This window comes from Anaerostipes sp. Marseille-Q3525 (assembly GCF_018223505.1).
Lineage (GTDB): Bacteria > Bacillota > Clostridia > Lachnospirales > Lachnospiraceae > Anaerostipes > Anaerostipes amylophilus.
In genome coordinates this window covers 69770-89934 of sequence record NZ_JAGTTT010000001.1, presented here as the reverse complement: position 1 = coordinate 89934, position 20165 = coordinate 69770, and the positions used below count along the sequence as shown (strand labels likewise).

General features: G+C 36.7%; 28 protein-coding genes. All 28 read right to left on the bottom strand.

Translation table 11 applies throughout. The features are described 5' to 3' along the window. Nucleotides 1–116: 116 nt before the first annotated feature. The gene (locus KE503_RS00500; RefSeq protein ID WP_212384254.1) at nucleotides 117–3749 is read right to left on the bottom strand and encodes a leucine-rich repeat protein; all 3633 of its coding nucleotides are present in this window, start codon (nucleotides 3747–3749) and stop codon (nucleotides 117–119) included. 130 nt (nucleotides 3750–3879) lie between these two features. Next, complete coding sequence (gene rpsI, locus KE503_RS00495) at nucleotides 3880–4272, bottom strand: 30S ribosomal protein S9 (RefSeq protein WP_022091912.1); 393 nt, start codon at nucleotides 4270–4272, stop codon at nucleotides 3880–3882. A 21-nt stretch (nucleotides 4273–4293) separates the two neighbouring features. Further along, nucleotides 4294–4728, bottom strand: a complete 435-nt coding sequence (gene rplM / locus KE503_RS00490; RefSeq protein ID WP_008393360.1) for a 50S ribosomal protein L13 — start codon at nucleotides 4726–4728, stop codon at nucleotides 4294–4296. Between the two features lie 258 nt (nucleotides 4729–4986). Continuing rightward, on the bottom strand, nucleotides 4987–5928 hold the full coding sequence (locus KE503_RS00485) for an AEC family transporter (RefSeq protein WP_022374212.1): 942 nt from the start codon (nucleotides 5926–5928) through the stop codon (nucleotides 4987–4989). Further along, nucleotides 5918–6676, bottom strand: coding sequence for a tRNA pseudouridine(38-40) synthase TruA (gene truA / locus KE503_RS00480; protein WP_055197593.1), 759 nt, complete (start codon nucleotides 6674–6676; stop codon nucleotides 5918–5920). Before truA ends, KE503_RS00485 begins: the two co-directional genes overlap by 11 nt. Before the next feature lie 6 nt (nucleotides 6677–6682). Further along, nucleotides 6683–7492, bottom strand: coding sequence for an energy-coupling factor transporter transmembrane component T family protein (locus KE503_RS00475; protein ID WP_055197595.1), 810 nt, complete (start codon nucleotides 7490–7492; stop codon nucleotides 6683–6685). Between the two features lies 1 nt (nucleotide 7493). Beyond that, nucleotides 7494–8354: an energy-coupling factor transporter ATPase gene (locus KE503_RS00470; RefSeq protein WP_117944463.1), complete on the bottom strand. Its 861-nt coding sequence runs from the start codon at nucleotides 8352–8354 to the stop codon at nucleotides 7494–7496. Then, entirely contained in the window at nucleotides 8339–9190 is an 852-nt protein-coding gene (locus KE503_RS00465; protein WP_022374216.1) for an energy-coupling factor transporter ATPase, read from the bottom strand. Before KE503_RS00465 ends, KE503_RS00470 begins: the two co-directional genes overlap by 16 nt. A gap of 227 nt (nucleotides 9191–9417) precedes the next feature. Next, a complete protein-coding gene (locus KE503_RS00460; RefSeq protein ID WP_055197599.1) occupies nucleotides 9418–9954 on the bottom strand; it encodes a bL17 family ribosomal protein in 537 nt (178 codons plus the stop codon). A 66-nt stretch (nucleotides 9955–10020) separates the two neighbouring features. Next, nucleotides 10021–10977 carry a DNA-directed RNA polymerase subunit alpha gene (locus KE503_RS00455; protein ID WP_212384253.1) on the bottom strand — a complete coding sequence of 319 codons (957 nt, stop codon included), beginning with the start codon at nucleotides 10975–10977 and terminating at the stop codon, nucleotides 10021–10023. A 39-nt stretch (nucleotides 10978–11016) separates the two neighbouring features. Next, nucleotides 11017–11610 (bottom strand): 30S ribosomal protein S4, encoded by a 594-nt coding sequence (gene rpsD / locus KE503_RS00450; protein ID WP_055197600.1) that lies wholly within the window; start codon nucleotides 11608–11610, stop codon nucleotides 11017–11019. Between the two features lie 20 nt (nucleotides 11611–11630). Beyond that, nucleotides 11631–12023, bottom strand: a complete 393-nt coding sequence (gene rpsK / locus KE503_RS00445) for a 30S ribosomal protein S11 (protein ID WP_008393375.1) — start codon at nucleotides 12021–12023, stop codon at nucleotides 11631–11633. Between the two features lie 122 nt (nucleotides 12024–12145). Next, complete coding sequence (gene rpsM, locus KE503_RS00440) at nucleotides 12146–12514, bottom strand: 30S ribosomal protein S13 (RefSeq protein ID WP_008393376.1); 369 nt, start codon at nucleotides 12512–12514, stop codon at nucleotides 12146–12148. A 274-nt stretch (nucleotides 12515–12788) separates the two neighbouring features. Then, nucleotides 12789–12902, bottom strand: coding sequence for a 50S ribosomal protein L36 (rpmJ, locus tag KE503_RS00435; protein WP_009203726.1), 114 nt, complete (start codon nucleotides 12900–12902; stop codon nucleotides 12789–12791). Nucleotides 12903–12980: 78 nt separating this feature from the next. Next, on the bottom strand, nucleotides 12981–13199 hold the full coding sequence (gene infA, locus KE503_RS00430; RefSeq protein ID WP_008393377.1) for a translation initiation factor IF-1: 219 nt from the start codon (nucleotides 13197–13199) through the stop codon (nucleotides 12981–12983). A 10-nt stretch (nucleotides 13200–13209) separates the two neighbouring features. After that, nucleotides 13210–13965 carry a type I methionyl aminopeptidase gene (gene map, locus KE503_RS00425; RefSeq protein WP_117944465.1) on the bottom strand — a complete coding sequence of 252 codons (756 nt, stop codon included), beginning with the start codon at nucleotides 13963–13965 and terminating at the stop codon, nucleotides 13210–13212. 10 nt (nucleotides 13966–13975) lie between these two features. Further along, complete coding sequence (locus KE503_RS00420) at nucleotides 13976–14617, bottom strand: adenylate kinase (protein WP_055197604.1); 642 nt, start codon at nucleotides 14615–14617, stop codon at nucleotides 13976–13978. A gap of 128 nt (nucleotides 14618–14745) precedes the next feature. Continuing rightward, nucleotides 14746–16062 (bottom strand): preprotein translocase subunit SecY, encoded by a 1317-nt coding sequence (gene secY, locus KE503_RS00415; RefSeq protein WP_055197606.1) that lies wholly within the window; start codon nucleotides 16060–16062, stop codon nucleotides 14746–14748. A gap of 1 nt (nucleotide 16063) precedes the next feature. Further along, nucleotides 16064–16507, bottom strand: a complete 444-nt coding sequence (gene rplO, locus KE503_RS00410) for a 50S ribosomal protein L15 (protein ID WP_055197608.1) — start codon at nucleotides 16505–16507, stop codon at nucleotides 16064–16066. 27 nt (nucleotides 16508–16534) lie between these two features. Then, nucleotides 16535–16717, bottom strand: a complete 183-nt coding sequence (rpmD, locus tag KE503_RS00405) for a 50S ribosomal protein L30 (protein ID WP_008393384.1) — start codon at nucleotides 16715–16717, stop codon at nucleotides 16535–16537. 13 nt (nucleotides 16718–16730) lie between these two features. Next, complete coding sequence (rpsE, locus tag KE503_RS00400; RefSeq protein ID WP_008393385.1) at nucleotides 16731–17240, bottom strand: 30S ribosomal protein S5; 510 nt, start codon at nucleotides 17238–17240, stop codon at nucleotides 16731–16733. Nucleotides 17241–17254: 14 nt separating this feature from the next. Then, a complete protein-coding gene (gene rplR, locus KE503_RS00395) occupies nucleotides 17255–17623 on the bottom strand; it encodes a 50S ribosomal protein L18 (protein WP_008393386.1) in 369 nt (122 codons plus the stop codon). A 14-nt stretch (nucleotides 17624–17637) separates the two neighbouring features. Further along, nucleotides 17638–18180 (bottom strand): 50S ribosomal protein L6, encoded by a 543-nt coding sequence (rplF, locus tag KE503_RS00390; protein ID WP_055197612.1) that lies wholly within the window; start codon nucleotides 18178–18180, stop codon nucleotides 17638–17640. 89 nt (nucleotides 18181–18269) lie between these two features. Further along, nucleotides 18270–18671, bottom strand: coding sequence for a 30S ribosomal protein S8 (rpsH, locus tag KE503_RS00385; protein WP_055197614.1), 402 nt, complete (start codon nucleotides 18669–18671; stop codon nucleotides 18270–18272). Nucleotides 18672–18695: 24 nt separating this feature from the next. After that, nucleotides 18696–18881 carry a type Z 30S ribosomal protein S14 gene (locus KE503_RS00380; RefSeq protein WP_008393389.1) on the bottom strand — a complete coding sequence of 62 codons (186 nt, stop codon included), beginning with the start codon at nucleotides 18879–18881 and terminating at the stop codon, nucleotides 18696–18698. A 14-nt stretch (nucleotides 18882–18895) separates the two neighbouring features. Further along, complete coding sequence (gene rplE, locus KE503_RS00375) at nucleotides 18896–19435, bottom strand: 50S ribosomal protein L5 (protein WP_008393391.1); 540 nt, start codon at nucleotides 19433–19435, stop codon at nucleotides 18896–18898. A 22-nt stretch (nucleotides 19436–19457) separates the two neighbouring features. Continuing rightward, complete coding sequence (rplX, locus tag KE503_RS00370) at nucleotides 19458–19769, bottom strand: 50S ribosomal protein L24 (RefSeq protein WP_055197616.1); 312 nt, start codon at nucleotides 19767–19769, stop codon at nucleotides 19458–19460. 12 nt (nucleotides 19770–19781) lie between these two features. Next, the gene (gene rplN, locus KE503_RS00365) at nucleotides 19782–20150 is read right to left on the bottom strand and encodes a 50S ribosomal protein L14 (protein ID WP_055197618.1); all 369 of its coding nucleotides are present in this window, start codon (nucleotides 20148–20150) and stop codon (nucleotides 19782–19784) included. Nucleotides 20151–20165 lie beyond the last annotated feature (15 nt).

Here is a 20165-nt window from a genome sequence, read left to right as displayed (position 1 = left end):
CGATCTCAATCGAGGAGTCCACATGATTCATTCACGTTTTAGTTAGTGTTGTCTAACTGATATTTATCATACTAGATTTGTCTGAAAAAATCAATGGGGATATATGATAATAATTATCATATATCCCCTGGTTGATTATTTTTTAATTTCATTGGTTTCTTAAATCCCGTCTTTGATGTAAATAACTTTTTATATTTATTATACTGCTTCTTTGGCACTTTGATCACAGCTTTCTTATAGATTCCCTTGATTGCATTCTTTCCTATTTTCTTAAGAACTGTGGATTTGATCGTAATGGATTTTAAATTCTTACATCCATTAAATGCATTATCTTCTATCGTCTGTACATTCTTTCCTATCGTAAGTTTCTTTAGTTTTGTGCCTTTGTACAAAGCTTTCTTATTGATAGATACAACTTTACATTTTACTCTTTTTACTGTGACATAATCTGGAATCACGATGGATGATTTCTTTTTATTCAAGCTCTTGATCATCACCTGCGCATTTTTAGTATTTACTACTTTTGTAACTTTATAGGTAATTCCATTAATCGTTGCTGTCTGATTTACCTTGATTCCAGTATTCGTAGCTGGTTTCTGTACTGTTGTTGGCTTACTGCTGGTAGTTGGTTTTGGATCTTTGACTGGTGGTTTTTCTTCTTCCTTTTTGGTAACCTTAATTCCTTCCCAACTATCTCTTGCTGTATTTCCTGCTGTATCCTTTGCAGTTACATAAATTATATAAGTTCCCGCATTAGAAGGCTTCCATGTGTAATCTGCATCTTTTGTATAATCTCTGATAATCTCTTTTTTGCCATTATTATCAATTGCATAAAATTGATACTGCAGATTTTCATCACTTGGATTTACTGAAAGTGAAATCGAATCTCCTGTCATTACTTCCGTTTTATCTACTAGAAGTGAAATTCTGGTTCTTCCATCTGCTTCTACTGTCTGTGTTGTATAATGTGCTGTATCATTAGGTGTAAATTGAACAGTTGATTTATATTCTCCCAATGGTATCAGTTGATCTTCATTAACAATCTTCCATGTTCCATAAATTGGCTGGTATTTACCTTTGATCATTACGGAAGCAACACCTGTATCAATAGCAATCTCCTTAAATGTCTTTTGTGAATCATAGATACTTCCATCCAATCTCACACCTTCTAATTTTGGAGTCTGTTTGGTTACATTGATTGCTATGTTTCCTATGTATGATTTATATTGTTCCTCATCCGGTGTAAATGTATATTCTACTGTTTTGGTACCAACTTCTGGCATCTCATCTGGAGTGTTAAATTTTAATATTCCAGATACTTCTGTTCCGTCTGGTATTACAAACTTTGCTTTTTTTGTATTTAATTTTAATTCAGAAATTGTTTGTCCATAATATAGTTCATTACTTCCTTCAATTGCAGGTTCTGTGCCTTCTTTTGGAGTTACTGTGATTCTATCAGTTAATGTTATATGAACTTTAAATGTAATATCTTCATAATTATTGCTGTGGATTGTAAATTCAATCTCTGCCTGATTACCAATATTTCCATTTTTGCTTACATTATAGCTATAGCTTGCATCTGTTTTCTGTGCTTCTGTCACAATTTCATTAGATACATTTGTTATCTTTGCTTCATAAGATGTATTGGAAATATCGGAAGGAAGATAATCTTTTAGATTGATCTTCTCTTCTTTTGCCCCAGCTAGATAACAGTATGTTTTTTCAATGTCTTTGACCTTTGCCTGTTTCTTAGTTACTGTAACATTTTCCAATGATTTTTTCTTAATATTTCCTTCGGAATCTTTGACTTCTACATAAAGTGTGCATTTTCCAAGAGCTTTTGGTGTCCATTCGCAGGTTGATTTTGTGGAATAGTCCTGAATCTTTGTCTGATCTCCGTCTTCATTTTCTTCATAAAATTTATATTGTAAATCCCCTGACCCATTTTGTGCTTCAACTGACAGATTTACCTTTTCTCCTATTTTAGGATCATTGGTATCTGCCTCAAATTTATTAATCTGTAGTGGGTCATATACTGTAATCTTATATGTTTTTGCACTTGCTGGGTTATATTTTGGTCTGACTGTTACTGTTGAGGTTCCAGCCTTGTTAGCAACCAATTTTATATTAATTCCTTTTGCTTTTTCAACAGATATTACACTTTTATCGGTAGAAGTAACTTCTAGTTCTGTATTTGTTTCTGCACTTGCATCAGAACTTGTTGTTGCGTATTTGATCAAAGACGTCATCATTGTTCCTGTCTTCTGTTTCCATCCTCTTTCATACCACCAATAAGAATCATCGGTTGCCTCACTGTTTCTCCAATACACTTGATCTAATACAATTTTCTTTTCTATCTTTTGGGCATCACATGCTGTACAGCGGAATGTGATCGTATCATCTGTGTCAGAATCTGGATCATAGGCATACTGATGTCCATTATGAATCTCTGTTATATGGTTTACTGATAAATCAGTTGTTTTGATATCATAGAAATTAATATCTCCATTGTTCCATGTATACCATACTATTTTGTTTCCTGAAACAACAGGTTGGCAATCTGACAGATTTCCTTTAAAATGATGGATATTTTCGACTTTTTCTCCATTATTATCAACCATTGTGTAGTATACTTGATCCCCTCTGGTCCATAAAACCATAAATCTGGTTCCTGAAATTTTTACTAATTGAGGCGTTGTTGTTGTTTCTTCACCTTCTGCATAGTTTGTCAGATAATTAACCTTGACATCTGATGTACTCTTATCGACTGCTGCCACGAATACATTTCTTGTTTTATAACTGCTAAAACGGCTGTCCTGAACGACTGTATTTGCTGCTGCAAGATAGTGATCATCAGCCAGCTCAAAGCCTCCAACACTGGCTCCTGTTGTATTATTTCCAGTGTTTCCCTCAAATTGCAGCACTGGGATTTCTGTGCAGAGACTTCCCCATGATGGTGTAAATTTTTCGTTATTAATGTCTGTTTGATATTTTAAAATCGCAAACGCTCTTGGATATGCATCTCCATGATCTAATGTTATGATGTGTCCGTCCTCGATCTTTACAAACTGATTAAAAGAATGGCTTACATATCCATAAGATGAATTCATAACTCCTGTATAAGAATCTGTGATCTTCATCTTATCAATATCTACTTGAATCGTAACATTTGCCTGATGGTTATATCCGTCATCACTTTTGTACATTTCATGACATGTATGAATGATCATATAATTTCCTGAAACATCTATTCTACATGATCCTGCATTAAATGGTTTTGTTGTATTGCAGTTTGTTAATCCTGTTGATGTTATCTTGTTCCAGTGTTTATTGTATTTTGTAATTCGATATACTTCTTTTGTATTGTCTTCGTCTGTGTTATTCTCTCCTGTTACGACATAATAATTATCTTTTGTTGCATAAAATCCACCAAAAACTGGTAATTCCTTACCTATAATCTTAGTTCCTGTCAGATTAAAATCTTTGTCATAATACTCAACTAATAATCCATTAATCTTACTTCCATACTGTACCCTCATAAATGAACCATCGTCCAATGCTGTCAGGTATGACTTCATAGAACTGCTCCATCTGGAATAATTCTGCGATCCAACATTACTTCCTTCGTAGGTTGTGCATTGCGTTTTTACTGCTGCATTTACTTTCTTTCCATGACATCCACTAAATATTGTAATGACCATAGCAATGGAAAGAATCATGGAAAGTGTCTTTTTGATTCTTTTTTTCATACGTTCCTCTTCTTTCATTCATACTTTGCTCTTTTTATTGTAGCATTTTTGAATACAAAAAGAAAAGCCTTCCAGTAAATTTCTCCACTGAAAGGCTCTGTATATTCTTTGTATCTTCCGTAACGTATGATTAACGTTTTGAGAACTGTGGTGCACGACGTGCTTTGCGAAGACCTGGTTTCTTTCTTTCTTTCATTCTTGGGTCTCTTGTTAAGAATCCAGCTTTCTTTAATGTTGAACGGAATTCTCCATCAACCTGTAATAAAGCTCTGGAAATACCATGACGGATTGCTCCAGCCTGTCCTGTAAATCCACCACCATGAACGTTTACTAATACATCATATTTGTCAATTGTATCTGTTGCAACTAATGGCTGACGTACAACTACTTTTAATGTTTCTAATCCAAGATATTCATCGATATCTCTTTTGTTGATTGTGATTTTTCCTGTTCCAGGTACTAAATATACTCTGGCAACACTGTGTTTTCTTCTACCAGTTCCGTAATATTTTGCTGTAGCCACTGCTTCTTCCTCCTTCAAAAATTAATACTTGATCTCTAATGCTTTTGGCTGCTGAGCTGCATGATTGTGCTCTGCACCTGCATATACGTGAAGTTTCTTAATCATCTGTCTTCCTAAAGGTCCTTTTGGAAGCATTCCTTTAACTGCAAGATAGATTACGTCTTCAGGTTTCTTAGCTAATTTTTCTTTTAATGTCTGTTCTTTCATTCCACCAACATAGTCTGAATGATGATAGTAGATCTTCTGGTCTAATTTCTTACCAGTTACTTTGATCTTTTCAGCGTTGATAACGATCACGTTATCTCCTGTGTCGATATGTGGTGTATAAGTTGGTTTGTTTTTTCCTCTTAAGATTGTTGCGATCTCAGATGCTAAACGTCCTAATGTATGTCCTGTAGCATCAACTACATACCATTCTCTTTCAATTGTTGATGGGCTGGCCATAAAACTTTTCATGGTGTTCCTCCTTAAAATTTCTATCAATCATATGTGTCTATATTAAATACTCCCACCGGGGCATTGGGGTAGTATTCTCTCTCATGTCACAGTTTCTTATTATATAATACAGTGCCGGGTGTGTCAAGATTTTTTCTCGTTGTTTTTGATAATTTTTTGATGTTATCCACAAGATGGTCTGTATTTTTATATTCTGTCCACAATATATGGGTATATTATGCCTGTTTATGTTGAAATTGTGTTGATAAATCTTATTTTTTATATCAAATATGCCACAATCGGCAGCGTTATGATTGATAACAGTGTTGTCAGTACGATTCCTCGACTACAGATTGAACTGTCTAAACCATAATCGATCGACATCATTACCGCCATACTTCCATTCGGCATTCCAAACATTAATACCATGATTCCTGAAAGTACTGGATCAAGATGAAAGTTTCTGATCAAAACTGCTGCAATGATTGGAATCACCAACATCTTTAAAAATGTAAAGAAATACATTTTCTTATCCTTGAAAACTTCTATCAATGGAAGTTTTGCTACCGATACTCCTGTCAGGATCATAGACAATGGAATACATGAATTTCCAAGATAATCCACGAAACTTACTGCTGGTGCCGGCACCTTGATCTGAAATAGGAAAATAACCATTGCAATCAAGCTCGCTGCAATCCCTGGATTGATCATCTTTTTCCATTCAAACTTGATCTTTGCTTTTTCCCCTGTCTGCAATGCCTTCTCTTTCTCAAACAGATAAATTCCATATGAATAGAAAATAATGCTGTAAACAAAAGAATACAGTACAACATAAATGATCGCACCTTTTCCATATAATTCTTCTATGATCGGGATTCCCATAAATCCAAGATTTGAAAAGATCAGCATCACGGAATAAATATTTCTTTCATTCTTTGGTATTCTTAGAATTCTCACAAACAATGGACTAATGAAGATCAATATTGCAAATAAGATAACTGCAAGAAGCAGATTTATAAGCACCATTGTCCAATTCCCATTTTCAGAAGATCCAACGACCCCTGAAATGATCAGAGCTGGATTAAATATATTAAGTACCAGTCCTGATAATTGTGATTCTGTGTGGTTTGTGATCCATTCTTTTTTGTAACTTAAATATCCAATGAACATAAACCCAAACAGCACTAATAATTTCTGAAAAATGATAAAGCTATTCTGCATTCGCTCTGTCCTCCGGATATTCAATCTGAATTAATGTCAGTCCTTTGGCTGGAAGTTTTGGTCCTGGTGTGACTCTTTCTTTGGATGCTAAGATTTCTTTGACCCATTCTGGCTCTTTTTTACCTCTTCCGACCTCTAAAAGTGTTCCTGCCATTAATCGTACCATATTATAGAGAAAACCGCTTCCTGTGACCCTCATGGTGATATATCTGCCATTTTGTGTGACATTACATTCGTAGATTTCTCTTACATAGGATGTAACCTGGGCCTTGCTGCTGCACATGCTGATAAAACAATGTTCTCCTAAAAAATAAGAAGCTGCCTTTTTCATTTTCTCTACATCAAGTGGTACATATACAAAATGATGGTGGCGACTCGTTACAGGATTGTCGTATCTTGCATTATAAAATGTATATTCGTATGTCTTTCTTGTATCCTGAAATCTTGGATGGTAATCTAGTGGCACTTCTTTGGAACCCTGAATGATGATATCTTCTGGAAGTCTTGCATTTAATGCTTTTGCCATCTTCTCTCCTGGAATACGACTTTCTGTATCGAATACTGCTACATTTCCAAGGGCATGTACTCCAGAATCGGTTCTGCTGGCTCCGATGACTTTGATATCTTCTCCTGTAAGTTCTGAAATATGCTTATTTAAAACACCTTCGATCGTAATCTCATTTGGCTGTACCTGCCATCCGCAATAATTTGTTCCATCGTAGGCTACGACTAATTTCACTCGTTTCATCGTGTCTTACCTCCATGGACTAAAAAAAGATAAATAGATCATCACTGCTAAAAATGCAAATAGGAAAATGTATGCCATTTTATCTCTTTTTTCATATTTTAATGGTTTTAATTTGGTTCTTCCAACTCCGCCATGATAACAACGAGATTCCATTGCCATCGCAAGGTCATTGGCTCTTCGGATTGCCGCAACAAACAGAGGTACGATGATCGGTACCATACTTTTCACTCGTTTTAAAAGTCCTCCAGATTCAAAATCAATTCCCCTGGCTGTCTGGGCTTTCATGATCTTTTCTAATTCCTCAGTCAAAATTGGAATAAATCTTAAGGCAATTGACATCATCATTGCAATCTCGTGAACTGGCACTCCGATCTTATTTAAAAATCCTAAGGATTTGTCCAATCCGTCTGTCAGCTCATTTGGTGTTGTTGTAAATGTCAGTAAGGATGTTCCTAAAACTAACATGATCAGACGACTTCCTAGATAGATCGTTGTCCTGATTCCTTCCGCAGAAATGGATATGATCCAAAACTGGATCACTGGCTTTCCTGGAATAAATAGCATATTGATCATCACAGAGAACAACAAGATCACTGCAATTGCTTTGAGTCCTCTTAAAATATATTTTACTGGTACTTTTGATATCTTGATCGTTAAAACTAAAAATAACAGTGACATCACATAAGTTGCAGGTGATTTATGCATAAATAATGTAATGACATAGATCAAGACTGCAAATAATTTCACTCTCGGATCTAATCTGTGGATCAGAGAGTCTTCTTTATAGTATTGTCCAATTGTTATATCTTTGAGCATTTTATTTTCCTCTCAGTTCCTTTAATCCTTGTATGATCGCGTCTTTTGTTTCTTCTAATGTCAGTAAGTCTCTTTGAATTGGAAAACCTCTGTCTGCAAGTTCTTCGCATACCTGACGATAAAATGGTACAGCAAGTCCTGCCGCTTCCAATTCTTTCTTATGAGAAAATACTTCTTTTTTATCTCCTTCATACATGACCTGACCATGATTCATAACAATAACTCTCTGTGCATAATCTGCAACATCCTCCATGCTATGAGAGACTAAGATGATCGTGATCTTCTTTTCTTCATGAAGTTTCTTTAAGAGATTTAATATCTGATCTTTTCCGACTGGATCTAATCCTGCAGTTGGCTCATCAAGAATAAAGTATTCTGGTTCCATTGCAAGAATTCCTGCGATCGCTACTCTTCGTTTCTGCCCACCTGATAACTCAAATGGAGATTTCTCATATAATTTTTCTGGTAATCCGACATCTTTTAAACATTTAATAGCTATTTCTTTGGCTTCTTCTTTTGTCTTACCAAAGTTCATTGGTCCAAAACATACATCATCCAAAATTGTTGTCTCAAACAACTGATGTTCTGGATACTGGAAGCAGATTCCAACTTTCCCTCGAAGTTCCCGTAATGGATATCCATCTGCATAGATATCTTCATCATCAAAATAAATCTTTCCTGATGTTGGGCGGATCAGACCATTGAGATGCTGGATCAGTGTTGACTTTCCAGAGCCTGTATGGCCGATCACTGCGATAAATTCTTCTTTTTTTATTTCTAAATTTACATCTTTTAATGCATAATTCTTCTTACTGGAATTATCTTCATATGCGTAACTTACATGTTCTAAACGAATTGACATAATTCTTCCACCAGCTCTTCCTTTGTTGTGATCGTATCCGACAAGTTGACACCTTCTTTTTTGAGTTCCCATGCAAGTTCAGTTGCGTATGGAACTTCCAGACCTAACGCTTTCATCTCATCGACTCTTGAAAAGATTTCTTTTGGTTTTCCATCCATAACAATCTTACCCTGATCCATCACAATGATGCGGTCGGCTAAGATTACTTCTTCCATATGATGAGTTACCATAAGAATCGTGATATTCTTTTCTTTATTCAATGCTTTGACAAGTGATAAAACATGTCTGCGGCCTTCTGGGTCTAACATGGCTGTGGGTTCATCTAATACGATACATTCTGGTTCCATTGCCATGATTCCTGCGATCGCTACTCTTTGCTTCTGTCCTCCTGAGAGGTGATTGGGACTTGCTTCTTTGTAGGCCATCATTCCTACGCCTGTCAAAGCTGCTGTAATCCTTGTCCAGATATCTTTTGGTTCGACTCCAAGATTCTCTGGACCAAAGGCTGTATCTTCTTCGACAGTCGTTCCTACGATCTGATTATCTGGATTCTGAAAGACGATTCCTGCACTTTGTCTGACATTTAAAAGTGTACTTTCATCTTTTGTATCCATCCCTTTAATATAGACTGCTCCTTCTGTTGGCATTAACAATCCGTTGATGTGTTTTGCAAGAGATGATTTACCAGAACCATTCTTTCCAAGGATTGCTACAAATTCCCCCTTCTCGACATTGATATCAATATGATCGATCGCTGCAATCTCTTGTTTGTCTTCTTCTGTATCTCCATAAGTCACATATTTGTGAACTAAGTCTTTGATTTTTAGTATGGACATAAATATCCTCCAATCTGATTTTTGGCTTTTATTTCTTAAACCTATTTCAAGCCATAATAATGTTAGTATAGTATACCTTGGAAGCGGACGCAAGATTTCATAAGCGATTCCCTAGGATTTTCCTATAGAATAAAGAAAAGTCTTATCCCGGTGGTTCCGAGATAAGACCTCTTTGTTGTTGTTGTCGATTTGGAATTTAAATAATATAGTCAGTACTGAACTGTTGATTAAACTAATTCAAGTACTACTTTTAATGCTGCATCACCTTTACGCTGAGCAATCTTAACGATTCTTGTGTAACCACCGTTACGTTCTGCATATTTTGGTGCATACTCGTCGAATAACTTAGCTGTTAAATCAACTTTCTTTGTATTAGCTTTCTTACCAGCTGCTGCTGTAGGAACTTCTGTTACAGGATATAATACCTTTAACATCTGTCTTCTTGCATGTAAGCGGGATGGTAAATCTTTTTTGATTTCTTTCTGAACTGTTTCATAAACAGTAACTTTCTTACCATCTACAACTTCTTTCACGCGTTTTCCGTTTTCATCTTTTTTAGCAACTTTAGCGTCAACTGTAACTGTTTCAAAGTTGTCTTTTTCTCTTACAGCTAAAGCGATAAGTTTTTCAGCTACCTTGCGGATTTCTTTTGCTTTTGCTTCAGTTGTAATGATTTTTCCATGATGTAACAGATTTGTTACTTCTGCACGGATCAGTGCTTTTCTCTGGGAAGCTGATCTTCCTAATTTTCTATATTTTGCCATTATAATGACCTCCTGTGTTTTTTCGCCTTGCTTACTTATTCCTTCAGCCTAGGCGGGTCTTGGTTTCTATTCTTCTCCTGAACTTAGGGATAATCCTAATTCACTTAATTTAGCTAAAACTTCTTCTAATGATTTACGTCCTAAGTTACGAACTTTCATCATATCTTCAGAAGTTTTATTTGTTAATTCTTCTACTGTATTGATGCCAGCTCTCTTTAAGCAGTTGTAAGAACGAACTGATAATTCTAATTCGTCAATGCTCATTTCAAGAACTTTTTCTTTTTCGTCGTCTTCTTTTTCTACCATGACTTCTGCTGTCTTGGCATTCTCAGAAAGATCAACGAATAAGTTTAAGTGCTCGCATAATACTTTCGCTGCTAAACTTACAGACTCATCTGGTGTTAATGTTCCGTTTGTGAATACATCTAATGTTAATTTGTCATAATCTGTGATCTGACCTACACGAGTATTCTCAACTTTTAAGTTTACACGTTCTACTGGTGTGTAAATTGCATCAACAGCGATCTCATCGATTGCTTTTCCTTCTTTGTCTGCTTTGTCTGCGCCTACATATCCGCGTCCGTTTGTGATTGTAAGCTCCATATCCAGTTTGCTGTTGTCATCACTTAATGTTGCGATCACAAGCTCTGGATTTAAGATTTCGATATCACTGTCCGCTTTAATATCTCCGGCAGTTACTACACCCTTTCCTGAAAACTCGATATAAGCCTGCTTTGTTTCAGCGGATGAGCTGTTGTTTTTAATTGCCAGAGATTTGATATTCATGATGATCTCAGGTACATCTTCCTTAACTCCCGGGATGGAACTGAATTCATGCAGAACACCTTTGATCTTTACTGAACTTACTGCTGCACCTGGCAGAGAAGAAAGCATGATACGTCTTAAGGAATTTCCTAAAGTTGTACCATAACCTCTTTCCAAAGGTTCCACAACAAAGCGTCCAAAACGGTTATCTTCTGAAATCTCATTAATCTCAATATTTGGTTTTTCAAATTCAAACATACGTGCCCTCCTTTTGGCTTAGGTTTAACTTGAGGGTTATTATTTAGAATATAACTCGACGATTAATGTTTCGTTAACTGGTACGTCGATTTCATCTCTAGATGGAAGTTCTTTTACAGTTCCTGTAAAGTTATCATGATCTGCTTCTAACCATGAAGGGATCATTCTTCCTTCTGTTACTTCTAAGATCTCTTTGTATCTTGGAGATGTTCTGTGTTTTTCTTTAATTTCGATAACGTCCCCAGCTTTTACCTGGTAAGAAGGAATGTTAACCTGTTTTCCATTAACTAATACATGTTTATGGTCAACGATCTGTCTGCATTCTTTTCTTGTTCTTCCGTATCCTAAACGGAATAATACGTTATCTAAACGAAGCTCTAATAATGTCATCAGGTTTGTACCAGTCTGACCTTTCATTCTTTCTGCTTTTGCATAGTAGTTACGGAAAGGTTTTTCTAATACACCATAGATGAATTTAGCTTTCTGTTTTTCGCAAAGCTGAAGTCCGTATTCACTTTTCTTTCTGTTTGATCTATTTAAACTTCTGTTTGATTTTTTATCAATTCCTAAAAAGACAGGATCTAAACCTAAGGATCTGCATCTCTTTAAGACTGGAGTTCTATCTACTGCCATCTTTAATTATCCTCCTATAATTAGACTCTTCTACGTTTTGGTGGGCGACATCCATTATGTGGAACAGGTGTTACATCGCTGATGCTTGTAACTTCTAATCCTGCTGCTGATAAAGCACGGATTGCTGCTTCTCTTCCTGATCCTGGACCTTTAACCATTACATCTACTGATTTTAATCCATGCACTAATGCTGCTTTTGTTGCAGTTTCAGCTGCCATCTGAGCTGCATATGGTGTAGATTTTTTGGATCCTCTGAATCCTAATCCACCTGCACTTGCCCAAGAAAGAGCATTTCCCTGTGCATCTGTTAATGTAACGATTGTATTATTAAAAGATGACTGAATATGTGCCTGTCCGTGCTGTACATTCTTCTTTACACGTTTTTTTGCACTTTTCTTTGTAACTTTAGCCATAATTACGTATACCTTTCTTTCTTCATTTCAATTCCAAAAAGATTGCCGATACTGCAAATCTTATGCTATTCCGGACTGTCCATACAGCCGGGTGTGTCATAACACTACAAATCTAGTGTTTATTATTTCTTCTTGTTAGCTACTGTTTTCTTAGGACCTTTACGTGTTCTTGCGTTTGTTTTTGTTTTCTGTCCACGGCAAGGAAGTCCCTGTCTATGACGTTTTCCTCTGTAGCATCCAATTTCTTTTAATCTCTTAATGTTAAGAGCGATTTCTCTTCTTAAATCACCTTCTACAACCTGTGTATCATTGATGACTGCACTGATTCTTTTAACTTCATCATCAGTTAAGTCGCGTACACGAGTATCAGGATCAACATTTGCCTCTGCCAAAATACGTTTTGCGCTTGAAAGACCGATTCCATAAATATAAGTAAGACCAATCTCTACACGCTTTTCTCTTGGTAAATCAACACCTGAAATACGAGCCATGTTTTTCTTTCCTCCAAAATAAATAATTACTTGTCTATTAAGGGCAATCCATATATCCGCAGTACGGTGAAATGATATATATGTCTCTTCCTCAAATTATCTTTCTATCTATAAATAATCAGTATGAGCGTACCTGTACTCACACTGCAGCCGCCTAAATTATGCGTGTGTATCTCTACACATCACAAAATACACCTCTAAACTGTTCTTGCAGTAAATAGGTGAATACACAACAAACCAAGGGTTATTGCGATATTCTTATCGAACGTCGTAATTATCCCTGTCTCTGTTTGTGTTTTGGATTCTCACAGATTACTCTGACAGATCCTTTTCTCTTGATAACCTTGCATTTTTCGCAAATTGGTTTTACAGATGCTCTAACCTTCACTTGAATATCTCCTTTCAAAAAACGTTCGGGTATGATTATATCATCATATTCTGAATATTTCAAGACTTTTTTCTAAATTTATTTGTCTCTCCAGATAATTCTTCCTTTTGATAAATCATATGGTGATAATGCCAATGTTACTTTGTCACCTGGTAAAATCTTGATGTAGTTCATTCTAAGCTTTCCACTAATGTGAGCTAAAATTACGTGTCCACCTTCGATTTCTACTTTGAACATAGCGTTTGGTAACTTCTCTAACACTACTCCTTCTACTTCAATTGCTTCTGATTTTGCCATTTTACTCCTCCTATTCAGACAAAGTCAATATTTCACAACCATCTTCTGTGATGACGATCGTGTTTTCATAATGTGCCGCCAGACTTCCATCTTCTGTAACAACTGTCCAGTCATCATCTAGCCAGACGACATCATAACTACCTTCATTTACCATTGGTTCAATGGCAAGTGTCATTCCCGGTCTTAATTTCATTCCTTTTCTTCTTTGTTTGAAGTTCGGAATCTGTGGGTCTTCATGAAGATGTGTTCCAATTCCATGTCCCACCAAATCTCTGACTACGGAATATCCATTACTTTCTACATATTTCTGAATTGCTTCAGATATGTCAAACAAATGATTTCCTGGAACTGCAAGTTTGATTCCTTCAAAGAAACTTTGTTTTGTAACTTCAATAAGTCTCTTTGCTTCTTCGGAAATATTTCCAACAGCATGCGTTCTTGCTGCATCGGAATGATATCCTTCATGGATCAGCCCTGCATCCAGACTTACAATATCTCCATCCTGTAAAATCCGGTCTTTTCTTGGAATACCATGTACGACTTCGTCATTGACAGATACACAGATGGATGCCGGATATCCATTATAGTTTAAAAAGTTTGGTACACATCCAAGATCTCTGATCGCTTTTTCTCCAAACTGGTCAATCTCTAATGTAGAGATTCCTGGTTTTATGAAATCAGCTAGCTTATTGTGAACCTCTTCTAACATTTTTCCAGCTTCCCGCATAAGTTCGATTTCTTTTTTTGATTTGATCGTAACTGCCATGGTCTGCCTCTTATCCTAAAATAGATTTGATTTCTTCAAAAACAACTTTGATATCCTGTGTTCCATCAATCTCATGTAAGCTTCCTGCTTCTTTATAATGTGCGATCAATGGAGCTGTCTGTTCATGATAAACGTCCAGACGTTTTTTTACAGTTTCTGCTTTGTCGTCATCGCGAAGAACTAATTCTCCACCACACACGTCACAACAGTTTTCTTTCTTTGGAGGATTATACTGAACATGGAAGATTGCTCCACAGTCTTTACAAGATCTTCTTCCAGACATTCTGTTGATGATATTTTCATCTGGAACTTCGATATCAATTGCATATTCAATCTTTTCTCCGTCTTTTGCAAGTGCTTCATCTAATGCATTTGCTTGTGGAATTGTTCTTGGGAATCCATCTAAAATATAACCTTTTTCACAGTCATCTTTGTGGATACGATCAACAACAAGATCACATACAAGTTCATCTGGTACTAACAGACCTTTGTCCATGTATTCCTGTGCTTTCTTTCCAAGTTCTGTTCCTTCTTTAATGTTTGCTCTGAAAATATCACCTGTTGAGATGTGTGGAATATCGTACGCCTGTGCAATCTGTTTTGCCTGAGTACCTTTTCCAGCACCTGGAGCTCCTAACATAATAATTTTCATGACAAATCCTCCTTCTTGTCTTTCTTTCATTTCACCTTGTTACCATACAATCGTTTTTTTGTGCTTTTATAAAAACATCTAATAAAAGCACAAAAAGCTGTAGCACAAAACTACAGCTTTTCTTATAGTTACTCACTTAAAAAACCAGAATAATTCTGTACTAACAACTGTGACTGGATCTGTTTGATCGTTTCAAGGATAACTCCAACGACGATGATGATGGATGTTCCTCCAAATGAAACGCTTGCTCCAAATACTCCGTTAAAGAAGAATGGAACGACTGCCACGATTGTCAGTCCTGCAGCACCTATAAATATAATATATTTTAATATTTTATTCAAATAATCTACTGTAGGTTTTCCCGGTCGGATTCCTGGGATAAATCCACCCTGTTTCTTCATATTGTTTGAAATCTCTAATGGATTAAATGTAATCGATGTATAAAAATAAGCAAACAGTATTACTAAAACAATGTAGATCAATAAACCGATTGATCTCTTCGGATGGGATGCATCAAACCAGGTAGATGAGTTCAAACTTGTTAATGCTTTTCCAATGAATCCGTTATTTTCGTATTTTAAGACATTCTGCAGCATGATTGGGAACTGCATAATGGATGATGCAAAGATGATTGGGATTACACCTGCTGTATTGACTTTCAGTGGAATATTACTCTGCTGTCCGCCAACCAGTTTTCTTCCCTGCATCTTCTTAGAATACTGTACTGGGATATGTCTTTCCGCATCAGATAAAATGACAACGAATACGACAACTGCCAGAACAACTCCTACGATCACACATCCTGCGATCAGAGCTGGTCCGATCTGTTTTCCCTTCATAAACTGATTATAAAGAGAAGTAAAGTCTCCCGGCATTCCGGATACAATGTTTACGAGCAGGATAATGGAAATACCATTTCCAATTCCACTCTCTGTGATACGTTCTCCAAGCCACATAACCAGAACTGCACCTGCGGTTAAAGCAATGATCATTGTAAAAATGGTAAACGTTGTATAATTGGTGCCTAATGCACCTTGATTGGCAAATCCGATCGCAAGACCAGCACCCTCAATCACTGCGAGTACAACCGTTACATATCTTGTAATCTTTGCCATTCTTTTTCTTCCGTCTTCTCCATCTTTCTGCATCTCTTCAAGCGCTGGAATAACGATCGTCATCAGCTGCATGATGATGGAAGATGTGATATACGGTGTTACACTTAATGCAAATACTGACATCTGCATGAAGGAGCCTCCGGTAAAAGAGTTCAAAAGGTTGAACGAATCACCTAATGTACTCTTTAAGTAGGCACTGATCTGTGCACTATCTATCTCCGGAATTGGTAATTGTGATCCAAAACGTACAACAATAAGAATTAGTGTCGTAAATAATAGCTTCTTTCTTAATTGCTTGTTTTTAAAAGCGCTGACAACAGCGTTTGACATACTAGATCACCTCAGCTTTTCCTCCAAGTGCTTCGATTTTCTCCTTAGCACTAGCACTAAACGCATTTGCTTTTACATTTAATTTCTTTGTTAATTCACCGTTTCCTAAGATTTTAACTCCATCTCTAGGATTTTTAACGATTCCTGCTTCGATTAAAGCTTCTACAGATACTTCTGCTCCGTCTTCAAATCTTTCTAAAGCTGAAAGGTTGATACCAACGATTTCCTTAGAGTTTCTGCATTTGAAACCTCTCTTAGGAAGACGTCTGTATAAAGGCATCTGTCCACCTTCGAATCCAGGTCTTACTCCACCACCTGAACGAGCTTTCTGTCCTTTATGTCCTTTACCTGCAGTTTTTCCATTTCCTGAACCATGTCCACGACCTCTTCTGAAAGCGTCGCTGTGCTTAGATCCTTCTGCAGGGCGTAAGTTTGATAATTCCATTCCGTTACACCTCCTTGCCGAATATTATTAGATTTCTTCTACTTTAACTAAATGTTTCACCTGGTGAATCATTCCGCGTGTTGCTGCGTTATCAGGCAGCTCAACTGTTTTGTGAAGTTTTTTAAGACCTAATGCTTCAACAGTTTTTTTGTGCTTTGGAATTGCACCAATTGTAGATTTTACTAATGTAATTTTTAATTTATCTGCCATTTCAAAATTCCTCCTATCCTAAGAGCTCTTCTACTGATTTTCCACGTAGTTTTGCTACCTGCTCTGGAGTTTTTAAGTTCTTTAATCCTTCGATTGTTGCTAATACAACATTCTGTTTGTTGTTAGAACCTAAAGATTTTGAACGGATGTTTTTATATCCTGCAAGTTCCAGAACGATACGGGAAGGTCCACCAGCGATGATACCAGTACCTTCTGGAGATGTTTTTAATAATACAGATGCTCCACCGAAGTTTCCTGTAAAGTCGTGTGGTGTTGTTCCTTTTTCATCGATTGGTACTTCAACAAGGCTCTTCATAGCTGCTTCTTTTCCTTTGCGGATAGCTTCTGGAATTTCAGCTGCTTTTCCTAATCCAGCACCAACATGACCATTTTTATCCCCTACTACAACCAGTGCTGCAAATCTCATGTTACGTCCACCTTTTACTACTTTAGTAACACGTTTGATGGATACAACTCTTTCTTCCAGCTCTAACTGACTAGGGTCAATAAGTGTATGCTTCATTTGACTTCCTCCTATTAGAATTTCAGACCAGCTTCACGAGCTGCATCTGCTAATGCTTCAATTTTACCATGATAAATAAATCCGCCTCTGTCAAAGACAACTTCTGTGATACCTTTTGCTAAAGCTCTTTCAGCGATTACTTTACCTAAGTAGCTAGCTGCGGCAACATCATTTGTTTTTTCCAGTTCTGCCTTTACGTCTTTCTGAGTTGTTGAAGCAGATACTAATGTATTTCCAACAGTGTCGTCAATAATCTGAGCGTACATATGATCATTACTTCTAAATACACTTAAGCGAGGTCTTTCGCTTGTTCCATTGATTCGATTACGAAGCTTGTAGTGTTTTTTCGCACGAATCTTGCTTCTTGATTCTTTTCTAATCATCCTATATCACTCCTTTATTTAGCCCCAGTTTTTCCAACTTTACGTCTGATAACTTCATCAGCATACTTAATACCTTTACCTTTGTAAGGTTCTGGTTTTCTAAGACTTCTGATTTCAGCTGCGTACTGTCCAACTTTTTCTTTGTCGATACCTTTAACGATAATAATGTTCTGTCCGTCCATCTCTGTTTCGATTCCTTCTGGATCAGTCATAACTACCGGATGAGAGAAACCAAGGTTGAAAGTGATTTCTTTTCCTTTTTTCTGTGCTCTGTAACCAACACCGTTGATTTCAAGCTTCTTTTCGTATCCTTCAGATACACCTGTGATCATGTTTGCGATCAAAGATCTTGTAAGACCATGTAAAGATTTCATTTTCTTTAAGTCATTTGGTCTTGTTACGACAACCTGATTATCTTCCTGTTTGATTGTCATTTCTACTGGTAAACATTTTTCTAATGTTCCTTTAGGACCTTTTACAGTCACTTTGTTTCCTTCTTCAATCTTTACCTCTACTCCTGCAGGGATAGCGATTGGTAATCTACCTATACGAGACATAGGTTACCTCCTTAAATTGTCGGAAGGGACAGGGTTGGTGTCCCTTCTGTTTTCAGAATTTGTGAATATCGGTGTTTGTAAGGTAAATCTTACCAAACAAATGCTAATACTTCTCCACCCACGTTCTGTTTTCTTGCTTCTTTATCTGTTAACAGTCCTTTGTTTGTAGAGATGATCGCAATACCAAGTCCTCCTAATACTTTAGGAAGCTCTTCAGCTCCTGCGTATACTCTAAGTCCTGGTTTAGAGATTCTCTTAAGTCCTGTAATGATTTTTTCATTTTTGTTAGCACCATATTTTAATGTGATTACGATTGTGCTGAAAGAACCTTCTTCTTTGATGTCATATGCTTTGATGAAACCTTCTTTTAATAAGATTTCTGCAATCGCTGTCTTCATCTTAGAAGCAGGAATTTCTACTGTATCATGTTTCGCAGTATTTGCATTACGGATTCTTGTAAGCATATCTGCAATAGGATCGCTCATTGTCATTTTCGTGTTCCTCCTTCCTTAATCTTACCAGCTTGCCTTTTTGACACCTGGAATCTGTCCTTTATATGCTAATTCACGGAAGCAAACTCTGCAGATACCATATTTTCTTAAATATGCATGTGGACGTCCGCAGATTCTGCAACGGCTGTATTCTCTTGTTGAGAATTTTGCTTTTCTTTTCTGTTTTGCAACCATTGACTTCTTAGCCATGGGAACCCTCCTAACTATTTCTTAAACGGCATACCAAATAAAGTTAATAATTCACGAGCTTCTTCATCAGTGTTCGCTGTTGTAACGAAGATGATGTCCATACCTCTTACTTTGTCTACTTTATCGTATTCGATTTCTGGGAAAATTAACTGTTCTTTAATACCTAATGCATAGTTACCTCTTCCATCGAAAGAGTTCTGGTTAACTCCTCTGAAGTCACGTACTCGAGGTAATGCTAAGTTAATTAAACGATCAGCGAATTCATACATTCTTTCACCACGTAATGTAACTTTGCATCCGATAGGCATACCTTCTCTTAATTTGAAGTTCGCAACAGATTTCTTTGCTCTTGTTACGACTGCTTTCTGTCCAGCGATCTTTTCAAGATCAGCTACTGCAGATTCTAAAACTTTTTTATTTTCTTTTGCTTCACCAACACCCATGTTGATTACGATCTTCTCGAGTTTTGGTACCTGCATAATATTGCTGTATTCGAATTTCTTCATCATAGCATCTTTGATCTGATTGCTATACTGTTCATGTAATCTACTCACTTGCGTAAACCTCCTCTCTTAATTAGTCAATGACTTCGCCTGTTGCACGTGCAACACGAACTTTTTTACCGTCAACTACTTTGTATCCAATTTTTGTTGTTTTTCCATTGTGCACTAACATTACATTGGAAACATCCATTGGGCCTTCCTGGCTTACGATACCACCCTGCTGGTTTGCAGGACTTGGTTTTGTATGCTTTGTGATCATGTTGGCACCTTCAACTGTTACAGTACCTTTTTTATGATCAACAGCAATTACTTTTCCTTCTTTGTCTTTATCTTTACCAGCGATAATCTTAACTAAATCGCCTTTTTTAATTTTAATTGCTGACACAGTGTTTCCTCCTTATAATACTTCTGGTGCTAATGAAACAATCTTCATGAATTTCTTGTCTCTAAGCTCTCTTGCCACTGGTCCGAAGATACGAGTTCCTTTTGGGTTCATATCATCTTTAATAATTACAGCAGCATTTTCGTCAAATTTGATATAAGAACCATCTTTACGACGGGCACCTTTCTTTGTACGAACAACAACTGCTCTTACTACGTCACCTTTTTTTACAACACCGCCTGGTGTTGCATCTTTGACTGTAGCAACGATAACATCACCGATGTTAGCATATCTTCTTGTAGATCCTCCTAACACACGAATGCAAAGGATTTCTTTTGCTCCTGTGTTGTCGGCTACTCTAAGTCTTGACTCCTGCTGAATCATGCCTTTATTCTCCTT